The 17,843-nt window shown below is 42.2% G+C and carries 15 protein-coding genes; 13 read left to right on the top strand and 2 right to left on the bottom strand.

Going from position 1 to position 17,843, the window contains the following annotated elements; all coding sequences use genetic code 11:
• The first annotated feature begins 221 nt into the window (after window positions 1-221).
• The 13 genes from gmk (at window position 222) to EF384_RS04470 (ending at window position 15,726) form a co-directional block, all read left to right on the top strand.
• Complete coding sequence (gene gmk / locus EF384_RS04530; RefSeq protein ID WP_123779798.1) at window positions 222-854, top strand: guanylate kinase; 633 nt, start codon at window positions 222-224, stop codon at window positions 852-854.
• On the top strand, window positions 854-1,066 hold the full coding sequence (gene rpoZ, locus EF384_RS04525; protein WP_094518989.1) for a DNA-directed RNA polymerase subunit omega: 213 nt from the start codon (window positions 854-856) through the stop codon (window positions 1,064-1,066). The genes gmk and rpoZ overlap by 1 nt, the downstream gene beginning before the upstream one ends.
• Window positions 1,067-1,797: 731 nt before the next feature.
• Window positions 1,798-4,212 (top strand): primosomal protein N', encoded by a 2,415-nt coding sequence (gene priA / locus EF384_RS04520; protein ID WP_123779797.1) that lies wholly within the window; start codon window positions 1,798-1,800, stop codon window positions 4,210-4,212.
• Between the two features lie 367 nt (window positions 4,213-4,579).
• Window positions 4,580-5,557: a methionyl-tRNA formyltransferase gene (fmt, locus tag EF384_RS04515; protein ID WP_123779796.1), complete on the top strand. Its 978-nt coding sequence runs from the start codon at window positions 4,580-4,582 to the stop codon at window positions 5,555-5,557.
• A complete protein-coding gene (gene rsmB, locus EF384_RS04510; protein ID WP_123779795.1) occupies window positions 5,550-7,019 on the top strand; it encodes a 16S rRNA (cytosine(967)-C(5))-methyltransferase RsmB in 1,470 nt (489 codons plus the stop codon). Before fmt ends, rsmB begins: the two co-directional genes overlap by 8 nt.
• A gap of 19 nt (window positions 7,020-7,038) precedes the next feature.
• Window positions 7,039-7,821 (top strand): Stp1/IreP family PP2C-type Ser/Thr phosphatase, encoded by a 783-nt coding sequence (locus EF384_RS04505; protein WP_123779794.1) that lies wholly within the window; start codon window positions 7,039-7,041, stop codon window positions 7,819-7,821.
• Window positions 7,818-10,067, top strand: a complete 2,250-nt coding sequence (locus EF384_RS04500; RefSeq protein ID WP_123779793.1) for a protein kinase domain-containing protein — start codon at window positions 7,818-7,820, stop codon at window positions 10,065-10,067. Before EF384_RS04505 ends, EF384_RS04500 begins: the two co-directional genes overlap by 4 nt.
• Before the next feature lie 593 nt (window positions 10,068-10,660).
• On the top strand, window positions 10,661-11,584 hold the full coding sequence (gene rsgA / locus EF384_RS04495; protein WP_123779792.1) for a ribosome small subunit-dependent GTPase A: 924 nt from the start codon (window positions 10,661-10,663) through the stop codon (window positions 11,582-11,584).
• 27 nt (window positions 11,585-11,611) lie between these two features.
• Window positions 11,612-12,283 (top strand): ribulose-phosphate 3-epimerase, encoded by a 672-nt coding sequence (gene rpe, locus EF384_RS04490; RefSeq protein WP_123779791.1) that lies wholly within the window; start codon window positions 11,612-11,614, stop codon window positions 12,281-12,283.
• A gap of 16 nt (window positions 12,284-12,299) precedes the next feature.
• A complete protein-coding gene (locus tag EF384_RS04485; RefSeq protein WP_123779790.1) occupies window positions 12,300-12,980 on the top strand; it encodes a thiamine diphosphokinase in 681 nt (226 codons plus the stop codon).
• Window positions 12,981-13,068: 88 nt separating this feature from the next.
• Window positions 13,069-13,260 carry a 50S ribosomal protein L28 gene (rpmB, locus tag EF384_RS04480; RefSeq protein WP_094518886.1) on the top strand — a complete coding sequence of 64 codons (192 nt, stop codon included), beginning with the start codon at window positions 13,069-13,071 and terminating at the stop codon, window positions 13,258-13,260.
• Between the two features lie 377 nt (window positions 13,261-13,637).
• Complete coding sequence (locus EF384_RS04475; protein ID WP_123779789.1) at window positions 13,638-14,003, top strand: Asp23/Gls24 family envelope stress response protein; 366 nt, start codon at window positions 13,638-13,640, stop codon at window positions 14,001-14,003.
• 25 nt (window positions 14,004-14,028) lie between these two features.
• Entirely contained in the window at window positions 14,029-15,726 is a 1,698-nt protein-coding gene (locus EF384_RS04470) for a DAK2 domain-containing protein (RefSeq protein ID WP_123779788.1), read from the top strand.
• Between the two features lie 619 nt (window positions 15,727-16,345).
• Here the strand turns inward: EF384_RS04470 and EF384_RS04465 are convergent.
• Together EF384_RS04465 and rpsN are read right to left on the bottom strand one after the other, a co-directional pair.
• Window positions 16,346-17,242: a nuclease-related domain-containing protein gene (locus EF384_RS04465; protein ID WP_123779787.1), complete on the bottom strand. Its 897-nt coding sequence runs from the start codon at window positions 17,240-17,242 to the stop codon at window positions 16,346-16,348.
• A 109-nt stretch (window positions 17,243-17,351) separates the two neighbouring features.
• Complete coding sequence (gene rpsN, locus EF384_RS04460) at window positions 17,352-17,621, bottom strand: 30S ribosomal protein S14 (RefSeq protein ID WP_123779786.1); 270 nt, start codon at window positions 17,619-17,621, stop codon at window positions 17,352-17,354.
• Window positions 17,622-17,843: the final 222 nt, after the last annotated feature.

Below are 17,843 nucleotides of genomic sequence, written 5' to 3'. Positions count from 1 at the left end.
TCTGTTCGACTTCATGGCTTTATTATATAGAACGTTCGTTCGGGGTGCAAGTGTTTTTTCGAACATCTGTTCATATTTTTACTAAAAGCTAATAATATGGTATGATTCTAATTGAAAATTAATCCGAACATTAGAGAAAATCGTATGCTCATTGAGACAAAGTCATCAAATTTGTGGTACTATAGAAGCTATATTAATTTGTGAAGGGTGAAAGGTGTGCTATGAAATCGAAAGGACTATTAGTTGTGTTATCCGGTCCCTCAGGCGTAGGGAAAGGAACAGTGCGTCACGCATTGTTTGAAACTGATACGAACCATGATCAGTTTTATTATTCAGTTTCTGCAACAACTCGACAACCGCGACCAGGCGAAGAACATGGTAAAGATTACTTCTTCGTTGATCGTGACAAGTTTGAAGAGATGATTGATGAAGAACGTTTGTTGGAGTATGCTGAATATGTAGGCAACTACTACGGGACACCATTACAATATGTTGAAGAAATGACCAATGAGGGTAAAGATGTTTTCCTTGAAATAGAGGTTCAAGGTGCCCTACAAGTAAAACGACGTATGCCAGATGGTGTGTTCATTTTCTTGGCACCGCCCACTATGCACGAATTGGAATCAAGAATTGTAAACCGTGGTACTGATGCACCAGACGTAATCGAAAAACGTATGCATCAAGCCCGTGAAGAGTTACAATTAGTTACACAATATGACTATGTTGTAGAGAACGATAATGTGGATGCTGCGGTAAAACGTATTCAAACCATTATTAATGCAGAGCATCTGAAAACAGATCGCTTTATTGACGACATCGTAGAAAATTACCTTAAAGAAGGGGACGAAAAATAATGATTATCTATCCATCAATTGACAAATTATTAGACCGTATCAACTCTAAATACTCATTAGTTTCAATCGCTGCAAAACGTGCAGTTGAACTACAAACTGATAAAAACCCAATGCTTAACGAATACAAATCACCTAAATTTGTCGGTCAAGCATTAGAAGAAATCGCATCAAATGACTTGGTTATCGATCCAGACTCATTAACCCAAAAATAAAAATAGGATGTGAGAAAAAGCGTTTTGGCCCTAACCCCTGGAAGAATAGTGCCGTGGCACATGAAATGTGACGCAAACTATTCTGGAGCGCAGGGCTTTTTGGAGGTCCGAACTCAACTTCACAGGATGTGAGCAATAGCGTTCAGCCCTCAACTGGTGGAAGGTGANGAACTCAACTTCACAGGATGTGAGCAATAGCGTTCAGCCCTCAACTGGTGGAAGGTGAATGACGGTGATGACGGTAGTCATCGACTAATTCATCTGAAGCAGGCAGAGGGTTGCTATTGCAAACTCAACTTTAGGATGTGAGCGCGAGCTCAACTTCATAAGGATCTAAGGAAGTGGCTGGGACAAAAGGCCTCTAAAAAGGCGTACACAATTCTTAAAAAGAATTGTGTACGCCTTTTACTTTGAAAAAATTTTTATAAATTTTGATTGAAATATATCACGGAAACAGGTTAAAGGACTGAAAGTGTAGTTCCTTAGCCGTGAAATAGGATGAAATCGAGACCTTGGCTCGATTTCAAATTGAAAGACCTTGGCTTTCAATGGTCCCACGGTTCATAAGGAACGTACACTGTAAGGACGAAAAATCTATGATTTTAATCTTTTGTCCCAGCCTCTTTTCTATTTGCGGTCAAGTTCTTCTTTGCATATGCGTTCAAAAAGGAATTTATTTCGTATACAATAGATGAAGATGTAAAACATTTACCAAAGGAGGTATGCCTGTAATGCAAGCGAAAAATATCATAGAAGTAATAGTGGATGTGCCGACCATGCAAACGGACCGTCCCTATGATTACAGCATTCCTGAGGATTTAAAAGACTTGATTCAACCTGGTATGCGCGTGCAAGTACCATTTGGTTCGCGTAACTTGCTAGGCTATGTCATCTCTGACCCTAAAGCAACGACCGATTTTGAAGGTGAACTAAAAGATATTACCGCACTATTGGATGACGAACCCGTATTATCACCAGAAATGTTGGCTTTGGGTAAGCAGATTGCTGCAGAAAATTTCTGTTTTCTGGTTGAAGCCTACCATACCATGTTGCCCAATCTGCTGAAGGTGGATTATGACAAATATTTTCTACCAACAACGAGCATTTCCTACCGGGAACATGCCCAATACTTTAGCGATTTCAATGAAATTTCATGGGCTGAAGCAGAGGAAAAAGGCTATCTTGCCGACTTAATCAAACTCAAAAAGGACAACAAAGTCTCGATTGATTACCGCGTTGAAGACCGTAAACGTTATAAAACGGAAAAATGGGTGCAACCATTAATGGGTTTCGACCAATTAGAAGATGAACTGCAAAATGTGCGCAAAACTGCTAAGAAACAGCTGGCTCTAGTTGAAGTATTAATGGAATTAGACGGAAAAAAAGTATCGGCCAAATATTTTGAAGAATTTGATATCCACATGGCAACCCTTAAAGCTGGAGCAGAAAAAGGCTGGCTTTCTTTGTTTGATCAACCAGTCAACCGGGACCCGTATGCCAATATCGTGATTGAAAAATCTGAGAAATTGCAGCTTCAAGCACAACAAGAACGGGCATTCGCAGCAGTTAAAACAGCAATGGATGCACAAAAGGATGAGGTATTTCTTTTGCAAGGGGTAACAGGATCCGGGAAAACCGAGGTCTACCTACAATTGATCCAGGAGGCGCTTGATAAGGGACAAGAAGCTATCCTCTTGGTGCCAGAAATTTCGCTGACACCGCAGATGGTGAATCGCTTAAAAGGCCGTTTTGGGGACATGGTGGCTGTCTTACACAGTCAGCTATCAACCGGCGAACACTTTGACGAATGGCGGAAATTAAAGAATGGCCAGGCGAAGATTGCGGTAGGGGCACGTTCCTCTATATTTGCACCGCTACACAATATCGGTTTGATCATTTTAGATGAGGAACATGAAACGACTTATAAACAGTCGGATAATCCTCGCTATCACGCGCGGGAAGTGGCCAAATGGCGGGCCAATAAGCATGGCTGTCCGGTGATACTGGGGTCGGCAACACCGAGTCTGGAATCGCGGGCGCGGGCGCAAAATGGCGTCTATACGCTACTCGAAATGCCCGAACGTTCCAATCATCAAGCCTTGCCGCCAGTTGAATTGATCGATATGCGCGAAGAATTTCGTCATAAAAATTACTATCAATTCTCCCGTAAACTGCGAGACGAAATGCAGGCCACTATGGATCGGGGCGAACAGGTTGCACTCATGCTAAACCGCCGTGGTTACGCCAATTTCATGCAATGTCGCGACTGTGGTTACACCTTCCAGTGTCCCAACTGCGACGTGTCCCTGACCTACCACTATCACAACAAACAGCTGCAATGTCACTATTGCGGTTACAATGCCGCACGTCCGCAAACATGCCCTCAATGTGGCCAAACCCATTTGCGCGAGTTTGGGACGGGGACAGAAAAGGTGGAGCAGGAAATCAACGAGCTATTTCCCAACAAAACCGTTGTGCGTATGGACATGGACACCACCCGTCGTAAGGGTTCGCACGAACGTATGTTGAAGCAAATCGCTGACAAAAAGGCGGATATCCTCTTGGGTACACAAATGATTGCCAAAGGGTTAGACTTCCCCAACATCACACTCGTCGGCATCATCAACGCCGATACCAGTTTGTACCTGCCGGATTTTCGTGCCGCTGAGCGAACCTTCCAATTATTAACACAAATGTCAGGCCGGGCGGGACGTGGCGATTTATCAGGCCAAGTATTGATTCAAACCTATAATCCCGATCATTACGCACTAACGTTAGCCCAACATCATGACTATGACACCTTTTACCAAACAGAAATGCGCTACCGGAAACTCAACCAGTATTCACCGTATTTCTATACCGTGCGCTTTACGGTGTCTAATTTCGACGACCATACGGCCATGGCGACGGCAGCAAAAGTAGCGCATATGTTGCGGGAAGCCAATGTAGCAGGCACCAAAATCATTGGTCCCGCGCAGTCGACCATTTCGCGCGTCAATAACCAATACTACTATCAATTGTTATACCAACATCGTGGCAACCAAGCCATTCATCAAGTCTTGCAAGCCATCCAAGACCGCGCCCAAAACTGGTCCAAGGATAAAATTTACGTATCCATCGACGTGGATCCAATGACATTTATGTAAGTGGGGGACTATTTTTGGGAAAAGTACCGCTTTTATCCGAAACCGGGGACTATTTATTCAGATAGTATCGCCTTATTCTGTAAATGGCCACTATTCGGGCCAATAGTACCGCTTTTTAGAAAAGGAGAGATTATCTGATCAAATAGTACCGCCTTATGCTATAAGTGGCTACTATTATAGCGAATAGTAGCGAAAATCTGGATATATCAAACAGCAAAAATACAAGGTCGCATCATGACAGCGTGCACTAAATAATCATTCAGTATAAATCGAACCTAAAGGCCGATTTACTCATATATTTTTAGTCATAGCGTATGTAATGGTATAATACAAACAAATCACAGCGTTTTTTATAAAGGAGAAACATTTGAAAAGAATCGTATTTATGGGGACACCCGCATTTTCAGTAAACATTTTAGAAGCTTTAGTAGCCCAAAAGGACGAGTACCAAGTAGTCGCAGTCGTGACACAACCTGACCGTCCGGTTGGTCGCAAACGCAAATTAACACCAACACCAGTTAAAGAAGCGGCATTGAAACACGACATTCCTGTCTATCAGCCAGAAAAAATCGGTCGTGCTCAAGATGTGAAAGATCTCTTGGCCAACGAGGATATTGATTTAATCGTGACGGCTGCATTTGGCCAGTTCTTGCCGACAAGTATCCTAAATGCACCAAAATTTGGGGCAGTAAATGTGCATGCTTCATTATTACCAAAATACCGTGGTGGGGCACCCGTTCATTATGCAATTTGGAATGGCGATAAGGAAACCGGCGTGACAATCATGCGCATGGTGAAACAAATGGATGCGGGTGATATTTTAACGCAAGTAGTGGTACCAATTGAAAACGACGATACAGTAGCAACAATGTTCGATAAGCTTTCATTAGCGGGAACTGACTTGTTAATGGATACATTGCCTAAATTATTCGCAGATGAATTAACACCAATTCAACAGGTGGAAGCGGAAGCGACTTTTTCACCAAATATTACAAGCCAACAAGAGCAAATTAATTGGCAACAAGATGCGACTCAGATTTACAATCAAATTCGCGCCTTTAATGCATGGCCAGTTGCCCATACAAAGGTTGCAGGTCAAAACTGGAAGATTTGGGCAGGCCAAGTGGTGACTGATGAAACGACTGACCAAGCACCCGGTACAATTATTAAAATCAACAAAAAACCGGCTCAATTGTGGGTGGCAACAGGTAGCAATCAAGTCCTAGCGATTACTAGTTTGCAACCAGCAGGCAAGAAACAAATGGATGTGGCCTCATTTATTAATGGTGGCGCAGGGAATTTAACGGAAGGCGATTCATTCGAACAGGTGTCATTCAATGACTAAACAACATCATAACGAGGAAGAAACAAAACCAGCAGCAGGGACAACTGCCCATAACACGGGCCATAATGCGGCTTTTCAAACGCCCATGAAGATGTCAGCACGTTTCCAAGCGATGGAATCAGTGACGCAGATCATTCGTCACAATCAATATATCAACCAAGAAGTGAACCGTGTCTTGACTGAAGAGGCTGTAGCCGAAGCCGACCGTAACTTATACACCAATTTAGTGTACGGTTCAGTGCAAAACTACTATACGCTTGATGCCTTTGTGCGTGATTTTGTGGACAAACCAAATCGCGTGAAATCGTGGCTGTGGTCACTTTTAGTGATTTCAGCCTATCAAATGTACTATCTAGATAACATTCCGAGTTACGCAGTCGTTGACGAGGCGGTGCGCATCGTGCGTAAACGAGGCAATCAAACTTTGGCGAAATTTGCTAATGGTGTGTTGCGTAATTTTGACCGTAGATACCAAACCATGGACGAATTCATTGCGACTAAATCGGATCCTAAGGAAATTTTGGCCTTACAAGCGTCGCTACCAATGATTTGGGTGGATTATTTCGTTGACCGTTTTGGTTTCTCGAAGGCGGAAGAATTGGCCCAATCTTTGACCCAAACACCGGCCATTACCGTACGTGCGAATAATCGTTTTGGTGATGTGGATGCGGATAAAATGACGGCATATGCTGATATTTTACGAGCGGAAGGACATGACGTAGCGCCAAGTCCATTGTCGCCCTTCGCACTTCGTATAACGAAAGGGAATCCTGCCTATTCATCCTTATTCATGAACGGGGACATTACGATTCAGGACGAGTCAGCCTTACTAGCGGTTGAAGCCTTGAACCCTCAAGCTGGGGATACAGTGCTAGATGCCTGTGCCGCACCAGGTGGGAAAACTGTTCAAATTGCAGAAGCGGTCGGCCGTACAGGTCACGTGATTGCAACGGACATTGCTAAGGATAAATTGCCTTTGATTCGCCAAAATGTGGAGCGAATGAAAGTTGCAGAGCATGTGGAAATCCTACATCAAGATGCTACCCAATTGACGGAACGTTTTGGGGAAAATGGCGAAGAGCCAACGATGTTTGACAAGATTTTGGTGGATGCACCATGTTCGGGTATTGGTCTATTTAGACGTAAACCGGACACCAAATACAACAAATCCTTACAAGATTTGGATGCTTTAAGTGACATTCAGGTTACAATTATGAACCAAGCATTACCATTACTTAAAAAGGGTGGCACAATAACCTATTCTACATGTACAATTACTAAAGAAGAAAACGAAGATGTTGTAGCTGCAATCTTAGCGCAACATCCAGAGCTAACATTGAAATCATTCAAGGGCTGGAGAGAAAATCTAGACCAATCAGTTCACGCGGATGGGACCATTGAAATCTTACCGCAAACTTATTTATCAGATGGATTCTTCATTGCCAGCTTTGAAAAAAACTAGCGAAGGAAAGTGAACTTACATGGAAATCGCAAGCAAAACCGATGTTGGAATCGAACGTAAGCAAAATCAAGACCAAGTCGGTATCTTTTATAACCAAGACCAACTACCTATTCTATTACTATGTGACGGGATGGGTGGCCATAATGCAGGAGACGTAGCCTCTGAAATGGCTATCTTCCATGTAGGCCATGCTTGGGAAGAAACAACTGGCATGGACGATCCCGCAATGATTCAAGAATGGATTCAAGCGAATGTGCAATCAGCCAATGCCAAAATTTACGAAAAAGCTAACCAATACCAAGATTTAGCGGGTATGGGGACAACAATCGTAGCGGCGGTTGCCTTAGAAGACTTGAATCAAGTGATTTTAGCCCATATTGGGGATAGTCGGATTTACATGGTGAAAGCCGGTCAAATCCAACAAATGACACGTGACCATTCTTTTGTCCAAGAGTTAGTGGACATGGCCATGATTACCAAAGAAGAAGCGGCGACGCATCCACAAAAAAATATCGTCACACGTGCGGTGGGCATTGACCCTGAAGTCGCAACAGATGTGGATATTTTGGACTTTAATCCGGGTGACATTTTATTAATGTGCTCAGATGGTCTAACGGATATGGTGGCTGAAGACCAAGTCTTGGCTATTTTAGCAAGAGAATATCTAGGGGTAGCTGAAAAAGCTGATACCTTAATCGCCAAAGCCAATGAAAATGGCGGACGCGATAATGTTTCTGTCCTAATTGCCCAACGCGATTTTAATCAAGATGACTACATAAACGAAAGGGGTGATCAGGCATGAGAACAGGACAAATTATTGATGAACGATACAAAATAATCAATCATATTGGATCTGGTGGGATGGCTGATGTGTACCTAGCTTATGACCCGATTTTAGAGCGTGACGTAGCCATTAAATTCTTACGTATTGGTAAGTCGGATGCCATGGATGCGACCAAACGATTCGAACGTGAAGCCTTGTCTGTATCCGAATTGAACCATCCAAATGTCGTGAATTTATACGATGTAGGGGAAGACGAAGAAGGCAAATTCATCGTCATGGAATTCGTTGACGGTATGGACTTGAAAGCCTATATCCGTGAAAACCACCCGATTGCAGTTGATATTATTCAAAATTTAATGTTACAAATTTTATCCGGTGTGCAAGCAGCGCATGATATTGGTATTGTCCACCGTGACTTGAAACCACAAAATATCATGGTCAACAAAGATGGCGTGATTAAAATCATGGACTTCGGGATTGCCATGGTGACGAGTGAAACATCGATTACCCAAACCAATACGATTATTGGTTCTGTCCATTACCTATCACCTGAACAGGCGCGTGGGTCGATGGCAACACACTTATCTGATATCTATTCATTAGGTGTTGTTTTATTCGAAATGATTACGGGGCGTGTACCATTTGACGGTGAATCAGCCGTATCCATTGCCTTGAAACATTTCCAAGAACCACTACCACCAATCGAAGCGTACCGTGAAGATGTACCGCAATCCTTGATTAACGTGGTGGCGAAGGCAACGGCAAAAGAGCCAACTGCTCGCTACCAAACAATCGGCGAAATGATTGATGACCTGGAAACAGTATTTTCACCAAATCGTCTAAACGAAGCGGTTTACGTACCAGCCAACATGGCCTCTGAAACCATTGTCATGGCTAAGAAAGATATCGAAAACCAAATGCGTATGAATTCATTAGAAGAAGCGCAATTGTTGGCGGCCGGTGAAAAAGCTGTTGATGAAAAAACAGATCCAAATCTAGGCAAAACCAAAGCCAATCCTGAAGATACGCAACCAATTGAATCAGATGAGTACGGCATTGCCGATACTGCTGAAATCATGACAGGTTCAGGTGCAGCAGGCGCTGCGGCGCTTGGCGCGGGTGCTGGTCTTGCAGCTGCAGGTTTAGCTGGGGCTGGTTCAGCAAGTGCTGCCGGTCTTGGTGCCGCTGCTGGTGCAGCGAGTGGTCTTGGCGATACATCTGGGGCTACTAGTGGTGCTGAGGCTAAGACTTCAAACGTCAGTAACAGTTCGGCTTCTGAGGCTGGAAGTTCCCTTGGGTCGGCTGGCGCAGCTAGCGGGCTAGGGGCAACAAGCGCTCAGTCGACAAAACCGAAGGCTAAGAGCAAGAAACCACTGGCCATTATTGCAGGTGCGATTGTTGCCTTATTGTTAGTGATATTCCTTATTTTCAACTACATGAGCGGACGCACGATCACGATGCCTGATGTGACAGGGATGACTGAGCAAGAGGCGGCGCTGACGCTTGAAAAAGTGAATTTGACGTTGGGCGATGTGAACCAAGTGTATGATGATTCGGTTGAGGTCGGACGGATTGTGGATTCGAATCCGGATGCTAATACGGATGTGCGTGTGGATTCTGAGATTGATATTGATGTGAGTCAAGGTCCGGAACCTGTGCGTGTTGAGGATTATACTGGTAAGGCGTATGATGATATTGCGGAAACGTTGACGGGACTTGGTTTCACGGTTACGCGTGATGAGGAGTTCTCTGATACGGTTGAGAGTGGCGATATTATTAGTCAATCGATTGCCAAGGGTGAAGAGGTTGTGGCTGATGGCACGACGATCAACTTTGTGGTAAGTAAGGGGATTGAAACTTTTGAGATGGCTGATTTATCTGGCTGGAACCAAACGTCGATTCAACAATATGCGGATACCAATGGCTTAACTGTAAGCTTTGATTATTCGTATTCTGGTTGGATTCCTGACGGGGTGATGATTTCACAATCAATCACGCCTGGTACGGAGTTTGTGAAGGGTGATGAGTTATACATTGTGATGTCTGATGGACCACAACCTGTATCTAGCTCGTCAAGTTCATCAAGTTCTTCATCTAGCTCGTCGTCGTCTTCATCTTCAAGTTCGTCATCAAGCTCATCAAGTTCTTCATCTTCAAGCAGTTCTAATTCGTCTTCTTCAAGCTCAAATGCTTCAAGTTCAAACGCGAATTCGAATAGCTCGAATAACCAACGTTCATCATCAAATGTGGATGATGAAGATTAATGATTAAATAAGGTAGGCTGGGATTAAGGTCCCAGCCTGTTTTTTGTTGGATAAAATCTGCGATTTCAGTACTTTCAAGTATGTCCGTTAGTTGTTTGGGGGAATTATAAAATCTTCGATTTTCGTCCTTTCAGTGTACGTTCCTATTCGCCGTGGGAACGTCTGGAGCCAAGGTCTCCAGACTTGAAATCGAGCCAAGGTCTCGATTTCATCCTCTTTCACGGCTAAGGAACTACACTTTCAGTCCTAAAATGTAAAATTACTGGACCGATATTTTGATGAGGAATACATCAGCTATTGTTAAATAGCGTGGATTTTAATGCTTGTGACTTATCTAGTAGAATAGGTCACAAAAATCAGAATCACATGACTTATTTCCGACACCCACCAGTAGTTGGCGAGCGAAAGGGATGGCAGAGGAAACCGAAACCACCCACACAGAAGAAAAGCCACCAACTAAGTACAAGTATTGTCCTTTTCACAGAAGGATAAAGGGTATTTTGAGTTGGATGTTTGTATTCAGTGGTTTTTGCGTTAAAATAGAGCATATGAATATCAGGAAAATGAAAAACAAGGAGGAGTAGCAATCGCTTATGACCAACCCACAAGACAATCTTCAGGAGAAGGCAAGTTCCTATACTGGGCAAATTATTAAGGCATTATCTGGTTTCTATTATGTTGAGGAGACTGAGACGAAGGAAATTTTTACGACCCGCGCGAGAGGTCAGTTCCGTAATACGCAAACGACACCATTAGTGGGGGATTTTGTGGAATTTACGGCAACCAATACCAAAGAGGGTACGGTGATGAAGATTTTGCCACGCTATAGCGAAATGGTTCGTCCAGCGGTAGCGAATGTGGATGTGGCGCTGCTTGTTGCGTCTGTTACCGAACCGCAAATTCAACCGAAACTCTTGGACCGCTTCCTAGTCTACTTGGAGTCGGTGAATGTGGAGCCCGTAATTTATTTTTCGAAGCTGGATTTGGCTAAGGAAAAGGACCACGATCAAATCAAGTTTTTCATCGATACCTATACCAATGTAGGATACAAGGTAATTGTGTCTAGTTCGCTAGACGAGATGTTAGATAAATTGAAGGATATTGTCCGCGACCATACCATGGTAGTTGTGGGCCAATCAGGGGTTGGGAAATCGACCTTGCTGAATCGCTTGCTACCTGGTTTGGATATCGAGACCGGTGAGATTTCGACGTCGCTTGGCCGTGGTCGCCATACCACCCGTCATACCGAATTGCATGACATCTTCGGTGGGAAAATAGCCGATACCCCAGGATTCTCAAGTATCGACATCGATCAACTGGACAAAATCTTGTTATCCAACTATTTCCCAGAAATGCGCGCCATTCAAGACCAATGCCAATTCCGCGGTTGTACCCACATCCATGAACCAAAATGTGCGGTGAAAAATGCTTTAGCGGCTGGCGAAATTGCCCAAACCCGCTATGATTCATATTTGCAAATTTTTGAAGAAATCGAAAATGCCAAACCTAAATACTAATTGATTGCGGTAGAAAGAAGGATTTGTATGTTTATTGCACCATCTATTTTATCAGCCGATTTCGGCAACTTTACAGGCGACGTCAAACGTATCGAAGAAGCAGGCGCAGACTGGGTCCACATTGACGTTATGGACGGCCATTTCGTGCCCAATTTGACATTCGGTTCGGGTGTCGTTGAAGCCTTGCGTCCCCATACCAAAATGACTTTGGACGTACATATGATGGTTGATAATCCTGAAGCCCACGTGGAAACATTCGCCAATGCTGGTGCCGATTATTTCACCGTACACTACGAAGCAACGAAACACCTACATGGATTGATTCAAACCATCCATAAACACGGTATGAAAGCCGGTGTAGCAATCAACCCGGCTACCCCCGTTGCTGCCATTGAACCCATCTTAAACGACGTGGATATGGTCCTAGTCATGACCGTAAATCCAGGTTTCGGCGGTCAATCGTTCATTGAATCAACTGTGAAGAAAATGGCGCAACTACATGAATATCGTCGCGAAGGTGAAGGGGCAAATTTCCTGATTGAAGTGGACGGCGGTATTACCGATGAAACTGCTAGAATTTGTGCCAAAAACGGGGTCGACGCCTACGTTGCCGGTTCATATATTTTTAACAAAGAGGATGTCTCAGCGCCAATTGATGCCTTGAAACAAGCAATCAAATTTGGTCGCATGAAGATTTAGTAGAAGGAGCAGGCATATGCAAGTATATCTCATAGGATCAGGGCCATTCGACCCAGCGTTTTTCAAGGAATATGTGGCCCAACAAGCTGCAGAAACTGGGGACCGAGACCGGGCTTTCATAGGAGTAGACTTGGGTGCCAAACGCTTTTTAGATTTAGGTTTAACTATTGACTTAGCTGTGGGCGACTTTGATTCGGTGGACGCAGAAACCTATCAACGTATCGTGGCCGTCAGCAAGGAAGTGGAAAAGCTAGAACCCATGAAAGATGAGACGGATACCGAGCACGCGCTTGGATCAGTCGCGCAGCGGTATCCGGGCGGCACCTACCATTTATTTGGCATGTTAGGTGGGCGCGTGGACCACTTGCTTTCGAACATATGGCTCATTTTCCAAGAAAAATTCCAAGCCATTATGGGTCAAATCCATTTAATCGAAGAGGATAATCGGATTAGCTTTTTACTGGCCGGGAAACACAGTATTGACCGCATTCCGGGGATGAAGTATTTATCTTTTGTGGCGATGACGGCAGTTAAGGACCTTACTTTGGCAAATGTAGTGTATACTTTACAAGAGTATCAAATGCCGACACCTTTGGCTTTGATATCCAATGAATTCTTACCGGACGTGGATACCATGGAAATTTCCTTTACTGAAGGCTTCATTTTAGCGATTCAGGCACGGGATGGACAAAAGTAATCAGGTTTATGTTAAATAATATTTGATTTCTAAGTCGGTATATAGTATTATGTTATGGTATGAAAATTTGTAGAGGAGGAATATGACAATGGCTAAAGTATGTTATTACACAGGACGTAAAACGACTACAGGTAACAACCGCTCACACGCATTGAATGCTACAAAACGTACATTTAAAGCTAACTTACAAAAAGTTCGCATCATTGATGAAAATGGTACTAAAAAACGCGTTTGGGTTTCAACTCATGCAATCAAAGCTGGTTTAGTAAACCGCGCGTAATCCAAGGATGTGAGGGCCGACGCTAAGAAAGCCACCGGTGGAAGATTAGGGCAGGCGATGACGGTAGTCATCGACAATCTAATCTGAAGCGCAGGGCTTTCTGGAGGACCGAACTCAACTTCATAGATTTGAGTGTAGGCTTATTAGCGTGACTCACATTTTGAGCATATAATCAATTAAGGTCGTCGTTTTCCAATCGGGAAACAGCGGCTTTTTTTGTACCCAAATTTACAGAGTCGTTGCGGCATCTGAAATATTTAGGTATAATGAACTAGTATGTGGTAAAATAAGTGTTATAAATGAAGTTATATTTGTTCAATAAAATACATTATTGGGCAAATTTGTCATCACAACCCTTCAAAAGGAGGACTTTTTATATGGCATTAAAAATGCAAACCGAATTCGGTGAAATTGATATTACAAACGAATCTATCGCAACAGTAGTCGGCATGGCTACTACCCAAAACTACGGTGTTGTTGGTATGGCCAGCAAACATCAAATACGTGACGGTATCCAAGAAATCTTGAAACTAGAAAACTACACTAAAGGTGTACTTGTTTCAGTGGATAACGATGATCGCGTAGTAGTGGACGTATACATTATCGTAAACTATGGCACAAAAATTTCTGAAATTTGTCGCAATGTGCAAAGTTCGGTGAAATACGAATTAAGTCGTCAATTGGGCATCAATATTAACGTAGTGAACGTGTACGTTCAAGGCGTTCGTGTGATTGAAGACTAGTTGCGGTAACCAAGGAGGATTTTAGGTGAAAAGAACAGTATTAGACGTTGAAGCGTTCATATCAATGCTTGAAGTCGGTGGAAACCGTCTAAATGAGAATGCTGAATACGTGAATTCATTGAATGTTTTCCCAGTACCAGATGGTGATACAGGGACAAACATGAATTTGACATACACATCAGGTATTGAACGCGTAATTAAACAACAATCAGGAACTGTTGGCGAAGTCGGACAAGACTTAGCTAAAGGTTTGTTAATGGGTGCACGTGGTAACTCAGGTGTTATCTTATCTCAACTATTCCGTGGCTTTGCAAAAGCTATCGAAGACAAAGAAGTCATCAACGCTGAAGACTTCGCAAATGCCTTCCAACGCGGAATTGATACAGCTGTGAAAGCAGTGATGAAACCAGTTGAAGGGACTATCCTAACTGTCGCACGCGAATCAGCAGCAGCAGGTATCAAGAAAGCCCAAGAAACAGATGACATCATTGAAGTTATGACAGCTGTTCTGGATGAAGCACAAACTTCATTAGAAAATACACCAAACTTATTGCCAGTATTAAAAGAAGTTGGCGTAGTCGATTCAGGTGGACAAGGATTAGTTTATGTATATCACGGTTTCTTAGAATCGCTTACAGGTGAATCTATTCCAGTGAAATCATCAAACCCATCTCAAGCCAATGTAACTGAATTAGCACACCAAGAAAACTTCTTCAATACATCACATTCAGTATCTTCTGAAGACATTAAATTTGGTTACTGTACTGAAATCATGGTGAAAATTGGTGACGGTGAAACAGTTACGGATGAATTTGATTACGATACATTCCGTAACCATTTAGACGGTATTGGTGACTCACTATTAGTAGTTGCCGACGACGAAATTGTTAAGGTGCATGTTCATACTGAGCAACCAGGCGAAGTAATGAACTACGGCCAAAAATTTGGTTCACTAGTGAAAATCAAAGTCGACAACATGCGTCTACAACATGATGATATCCTAGAAGGCAAAGGTGCCACTCACGATCATAGTGATGCAGCTGATGCTAAAAAGGCCGTGGAACACTCTAACTTAGCGGTTATTGCTGTTGCAGCTGGCCCTGGTATCGAAAACTTGTTCAAAGACATGGGTGTTAAATCAATCATTTCTGGTGGTCAAACAATGAACCCATCAACAAATGATATTTTAGAAGCAATCAACAACGCGAATGCAGACCAAGTGATCATCTTGCCTAACAACAAGAACATCATCATGGCTGCCAACCAAGCAGTTGAAGTATCTGAAATCCCAGCAGCTGTCATAGAAACGAAATTCATTTCCCAAGGGTTAACAGCCATGTTAGGTTACAACCCAGAAGGCAAACTTGAAGACGTCAAAGCAGCAATGGTAGACGAAATGGCCAACGTAAGTTCAGGTCAAATTACCGTTGCAGTCCGCGACACAACCGTTGATGGCCTAGAAATCCACAAAGACCACTTTATGGGTATCGTAAATGGTAAGATCGTTTCTGAAGACCAAGATCTTCAAACAGAAACAATCAACATGATCAACGCTATGATCGACGAAGACAAAGAATTAGTAACCCTAATCTTTGGTGAAGATACTGATCAAGCAACCGCAGAAGCAATCGCTGAAGCAGTTGAAACTGCCAACGAAGACATCGAAGTCGAAATCGTTGACGGTGGCCAACCAGTTTACCATTTCTTGGTATCGGTTGAATAAGCAATTCATTATCGGAGAAGCTAGCTTTAGGGCTAGCTTCTTTTTTTTGTGGGAAGGGGTGGATCTGGTGCGATATTAGAAGATTGACAATTGAAAAAGTCAATCTTCACAAAATGGCTTAGTATTGTTTATTGAGACTCCCAATTGTCAAAAAAAGGAAAAATCGTGAAAATTGACAATTTTAATCTTCACAAGGTTCAGAATTTTTGAAGATTAGAAGTGCCAATCTTCATCGACTTAAAAAAGTATGATAATTGGCTAGTTTAATTTTCACGAAATTCGGAAAAATTGATAATTGAACCTGTCAATTTTCACAAAATACCAAAACATTGACAATTGGGAGTTCCAATCTTCACTAGGCTAATCTGCTGAGTAATAGATTGATGGACTATAAAATGAAAAGAGGGCGAATGCCCTCTTCATTATCATAATTTGATGATTGAATACGGAAATGATGTCTGTTTCTTAGCAAGTAAACCTAGAAATTATGGACTATTGCTGCCTAGGGTACTAACCTACAAAAGACCAATAAAATAATCAATCAATGTAAGGCAGCTCTAAAAAGAATGATTGTAAATAAGAGCTTCAAAATGAAAAGAGGGCGGACGCCCTCTTCATTTTATTTGTTCTTATACTTTCCTTTATTATAGAACTCCAAGATTCGGTATGCAGTTCTGCTCGTAATTTTCTTATCACAATACTCATAAAGTCTACCGCCAGTAATCATGTCTTCAGCACCATAGTACAGCAATCTTAGTTCATTTATCATACGTATAAGAGCTTGTTCCTTTGACTCTGTAGCATTGCAAATCGAGCAAACTAAAGAACGATATTTCGCATTAACTCCAAAGGACCCGCATTGACCACATGTAATGCCTCTCTTCAGTTCCTGCCAAACAGAATCAGAAATTGCTTTGGGTAGGAAGGGTGTACCAGCACTATATTTATTTAATACATTTTGAATTTGTTGCGCATAATTTTGGGTTATTGGTTTAATGTCCGAATTTTTCAAAGCCGTAAAATAGCGCTTCAATTCATTTTTTAATTTAATGTCAAAGTCAAACGGATGTTGAACGTGAACTTCCGAATTTTCATTAATAAGAACAAATAAGCCTTCAACTTTAATTCCCGTATTGATTTCGTGTGCCATATGTCGAATATGTCTAATTCGTAAATCCATAGTTGCTAAATAGTTATCATTCAGTAGATTACCACTAAGATAGCATTCATTATCAATGTATTCAAAGAGACCGTCGTAGTGTTTGACCTCCACAACAAGCCATCGATTATCGGTAATGACTATGAAGTCAGCTTGTAACCTTTTTCCATAGCTAAACCAGTAATCACTATAGATTTTCCAATTTGGATGACCGTATTTCTGAACCATTTCTAAAAATAAGTTTTCACCTTTGACACCGCTCTGAAGTCTATATAATTTACGTTTTTGTTCATTATCCAAAGATGGAAGTCTAACATCAAGAATTTCCAACTGTCTCATTTCCAGGTTATCAATCATTTAACCACCTCAATGAATATATACGTTTTTATTTCTCAATTCCTCCCACATAAAAACAAAAAAAACCAGTAATCCCGACTAGAGGATTACTGGTTCCACTATTTATAAATTAGAAACTAGCTTTTGTTACGCCAGGGATCTTGCCTTCGTGCGCTAATTCACGGAAGCGAATACGGCTGATACCGAATTTACCCATGTAGCCACGAGGGCGTCCATCGATTGCATCACGGTTACGTAAACGCGTAGGAGACGCGTCGCGTGGTAACTTGCTTAGACCAACGTAGTCCTTAGCTGCTTTCAAAGCCTCACGTTGTGCACTATATTTTGCTACTGTTGCTGCTTGTTTCTTTGCTTTTGCGATTTTAGATTTCTTTGCCATGTAATTTCCTTCCTGTTTTGAGATATGTATTGTATATATAAATTGCAAATAATTAATTCGAATTTGAATCGTAATGATTACGATTATAAACGCAGTTTGCGAAAGAGTCAAGAATTACGCTTACAAAAAATAAGTAAAATTTTCATGAGTGAGGGCCAGGAGGGTAGAATTGGCAAGAAATCCAATTATAAAAACAAAAAAGTAGGATTAAAGTTTTGATCT

The sequence above is a fragment of the Aerococcus agrisoli genome (assembly GCF_003797145.1).
GTDB classification, from domain to species: domain Bacteria; phylum Bacillota; class Bacilli; order Lactobacillales; family Aerococcaceae; genus Aerococcus; species Aerococcus agrisoli.
Note: the sequence above shows the minus strand (reverse complement) of the source record. Positions and strands in the feature narration are given on the sequence as shown.

Coding starts and splice junctions, on each gene's coding strand:
- priA (WP_123779797.1), top strand. CDS start 1,798: ATGCAAGCGAAAAATATCATAGAAGTAATAGTGGATGTGCCGACCATG.
- rpoZ (WP_094518989.1), top strand. CDS start 854: ATGATTATCTATCCATCAATTGACAAATTATTAGACCGTATCAACTCT.
- EF384_RS04505 (WP_123779794.1), top strand. CDS start 7,039: ATGGAAATCGCAAGCAAAACCGATGTTGGAATCGAACGTAAGCAAAAT.
- rpe (WP_123779791.1), top strand. CDS start 11,612: ATGTTTATTGCACCATCTATTTTATCAGCCGATTTCGGCAACTTTACA.
- EF384_RS04465 (WP_123779787.1), bottom strand. CDS start 17,242: ATGATTGATAACCTGGAAATGAGACAGTTGGAAATTCTTGATGTTAGA.
- rpsN (WP_123779786.1), bottom strand. CDS start 17,621: ATGGCAAAGAAATCTAAAATCGCAAAAGCAAAGAAACAAGCAGCAACA.
- EF384_RS04475 (WP_123779789.1), top strand. CDS start 13,638: ATGGCATTAAAAATGCAAACCGAATTCGGTGAAATTGATATTACAAAC.
- gmk (WP_123779798.1), top strand. CDS start 222: ATGAAATCGAAAGGACTATTAGTTGTGTTATCCGGTCCCTCAGGCGTA.
- rsgA (WP_123779792.1), top strand. CDS start 10,661: ATGACCAACCCACAAGACAATCTTCAGGAGAAGGCAAGTTCCTATACT.
- rsmB (WP_123779795.1), top strand. CDS start 5,550: ATGACTAAACAACATCATAACGAGGAAGAAACAAAACCAGCAGCAGGG.
- EF384_RS04485 (WP_123779790.1), top strand. CDS start 12,300: ATGCAAGTATATCTCATAGGATCAGGGCCATTCGACCCAGCGTTTTTC.
- rpmB (WP_094518886.1), top strand. CDS start 13,069: ATGGCTAAAGTATGTTATTACACAGGACGTAAAACGACTACAGGTAAC.
- EF384_RS04500 (WP_123779793.1), top strand. CDS start 7,818: ATGAGAACAGGACAAATTATTGATGAACGATACAAAATAATCAATCAT.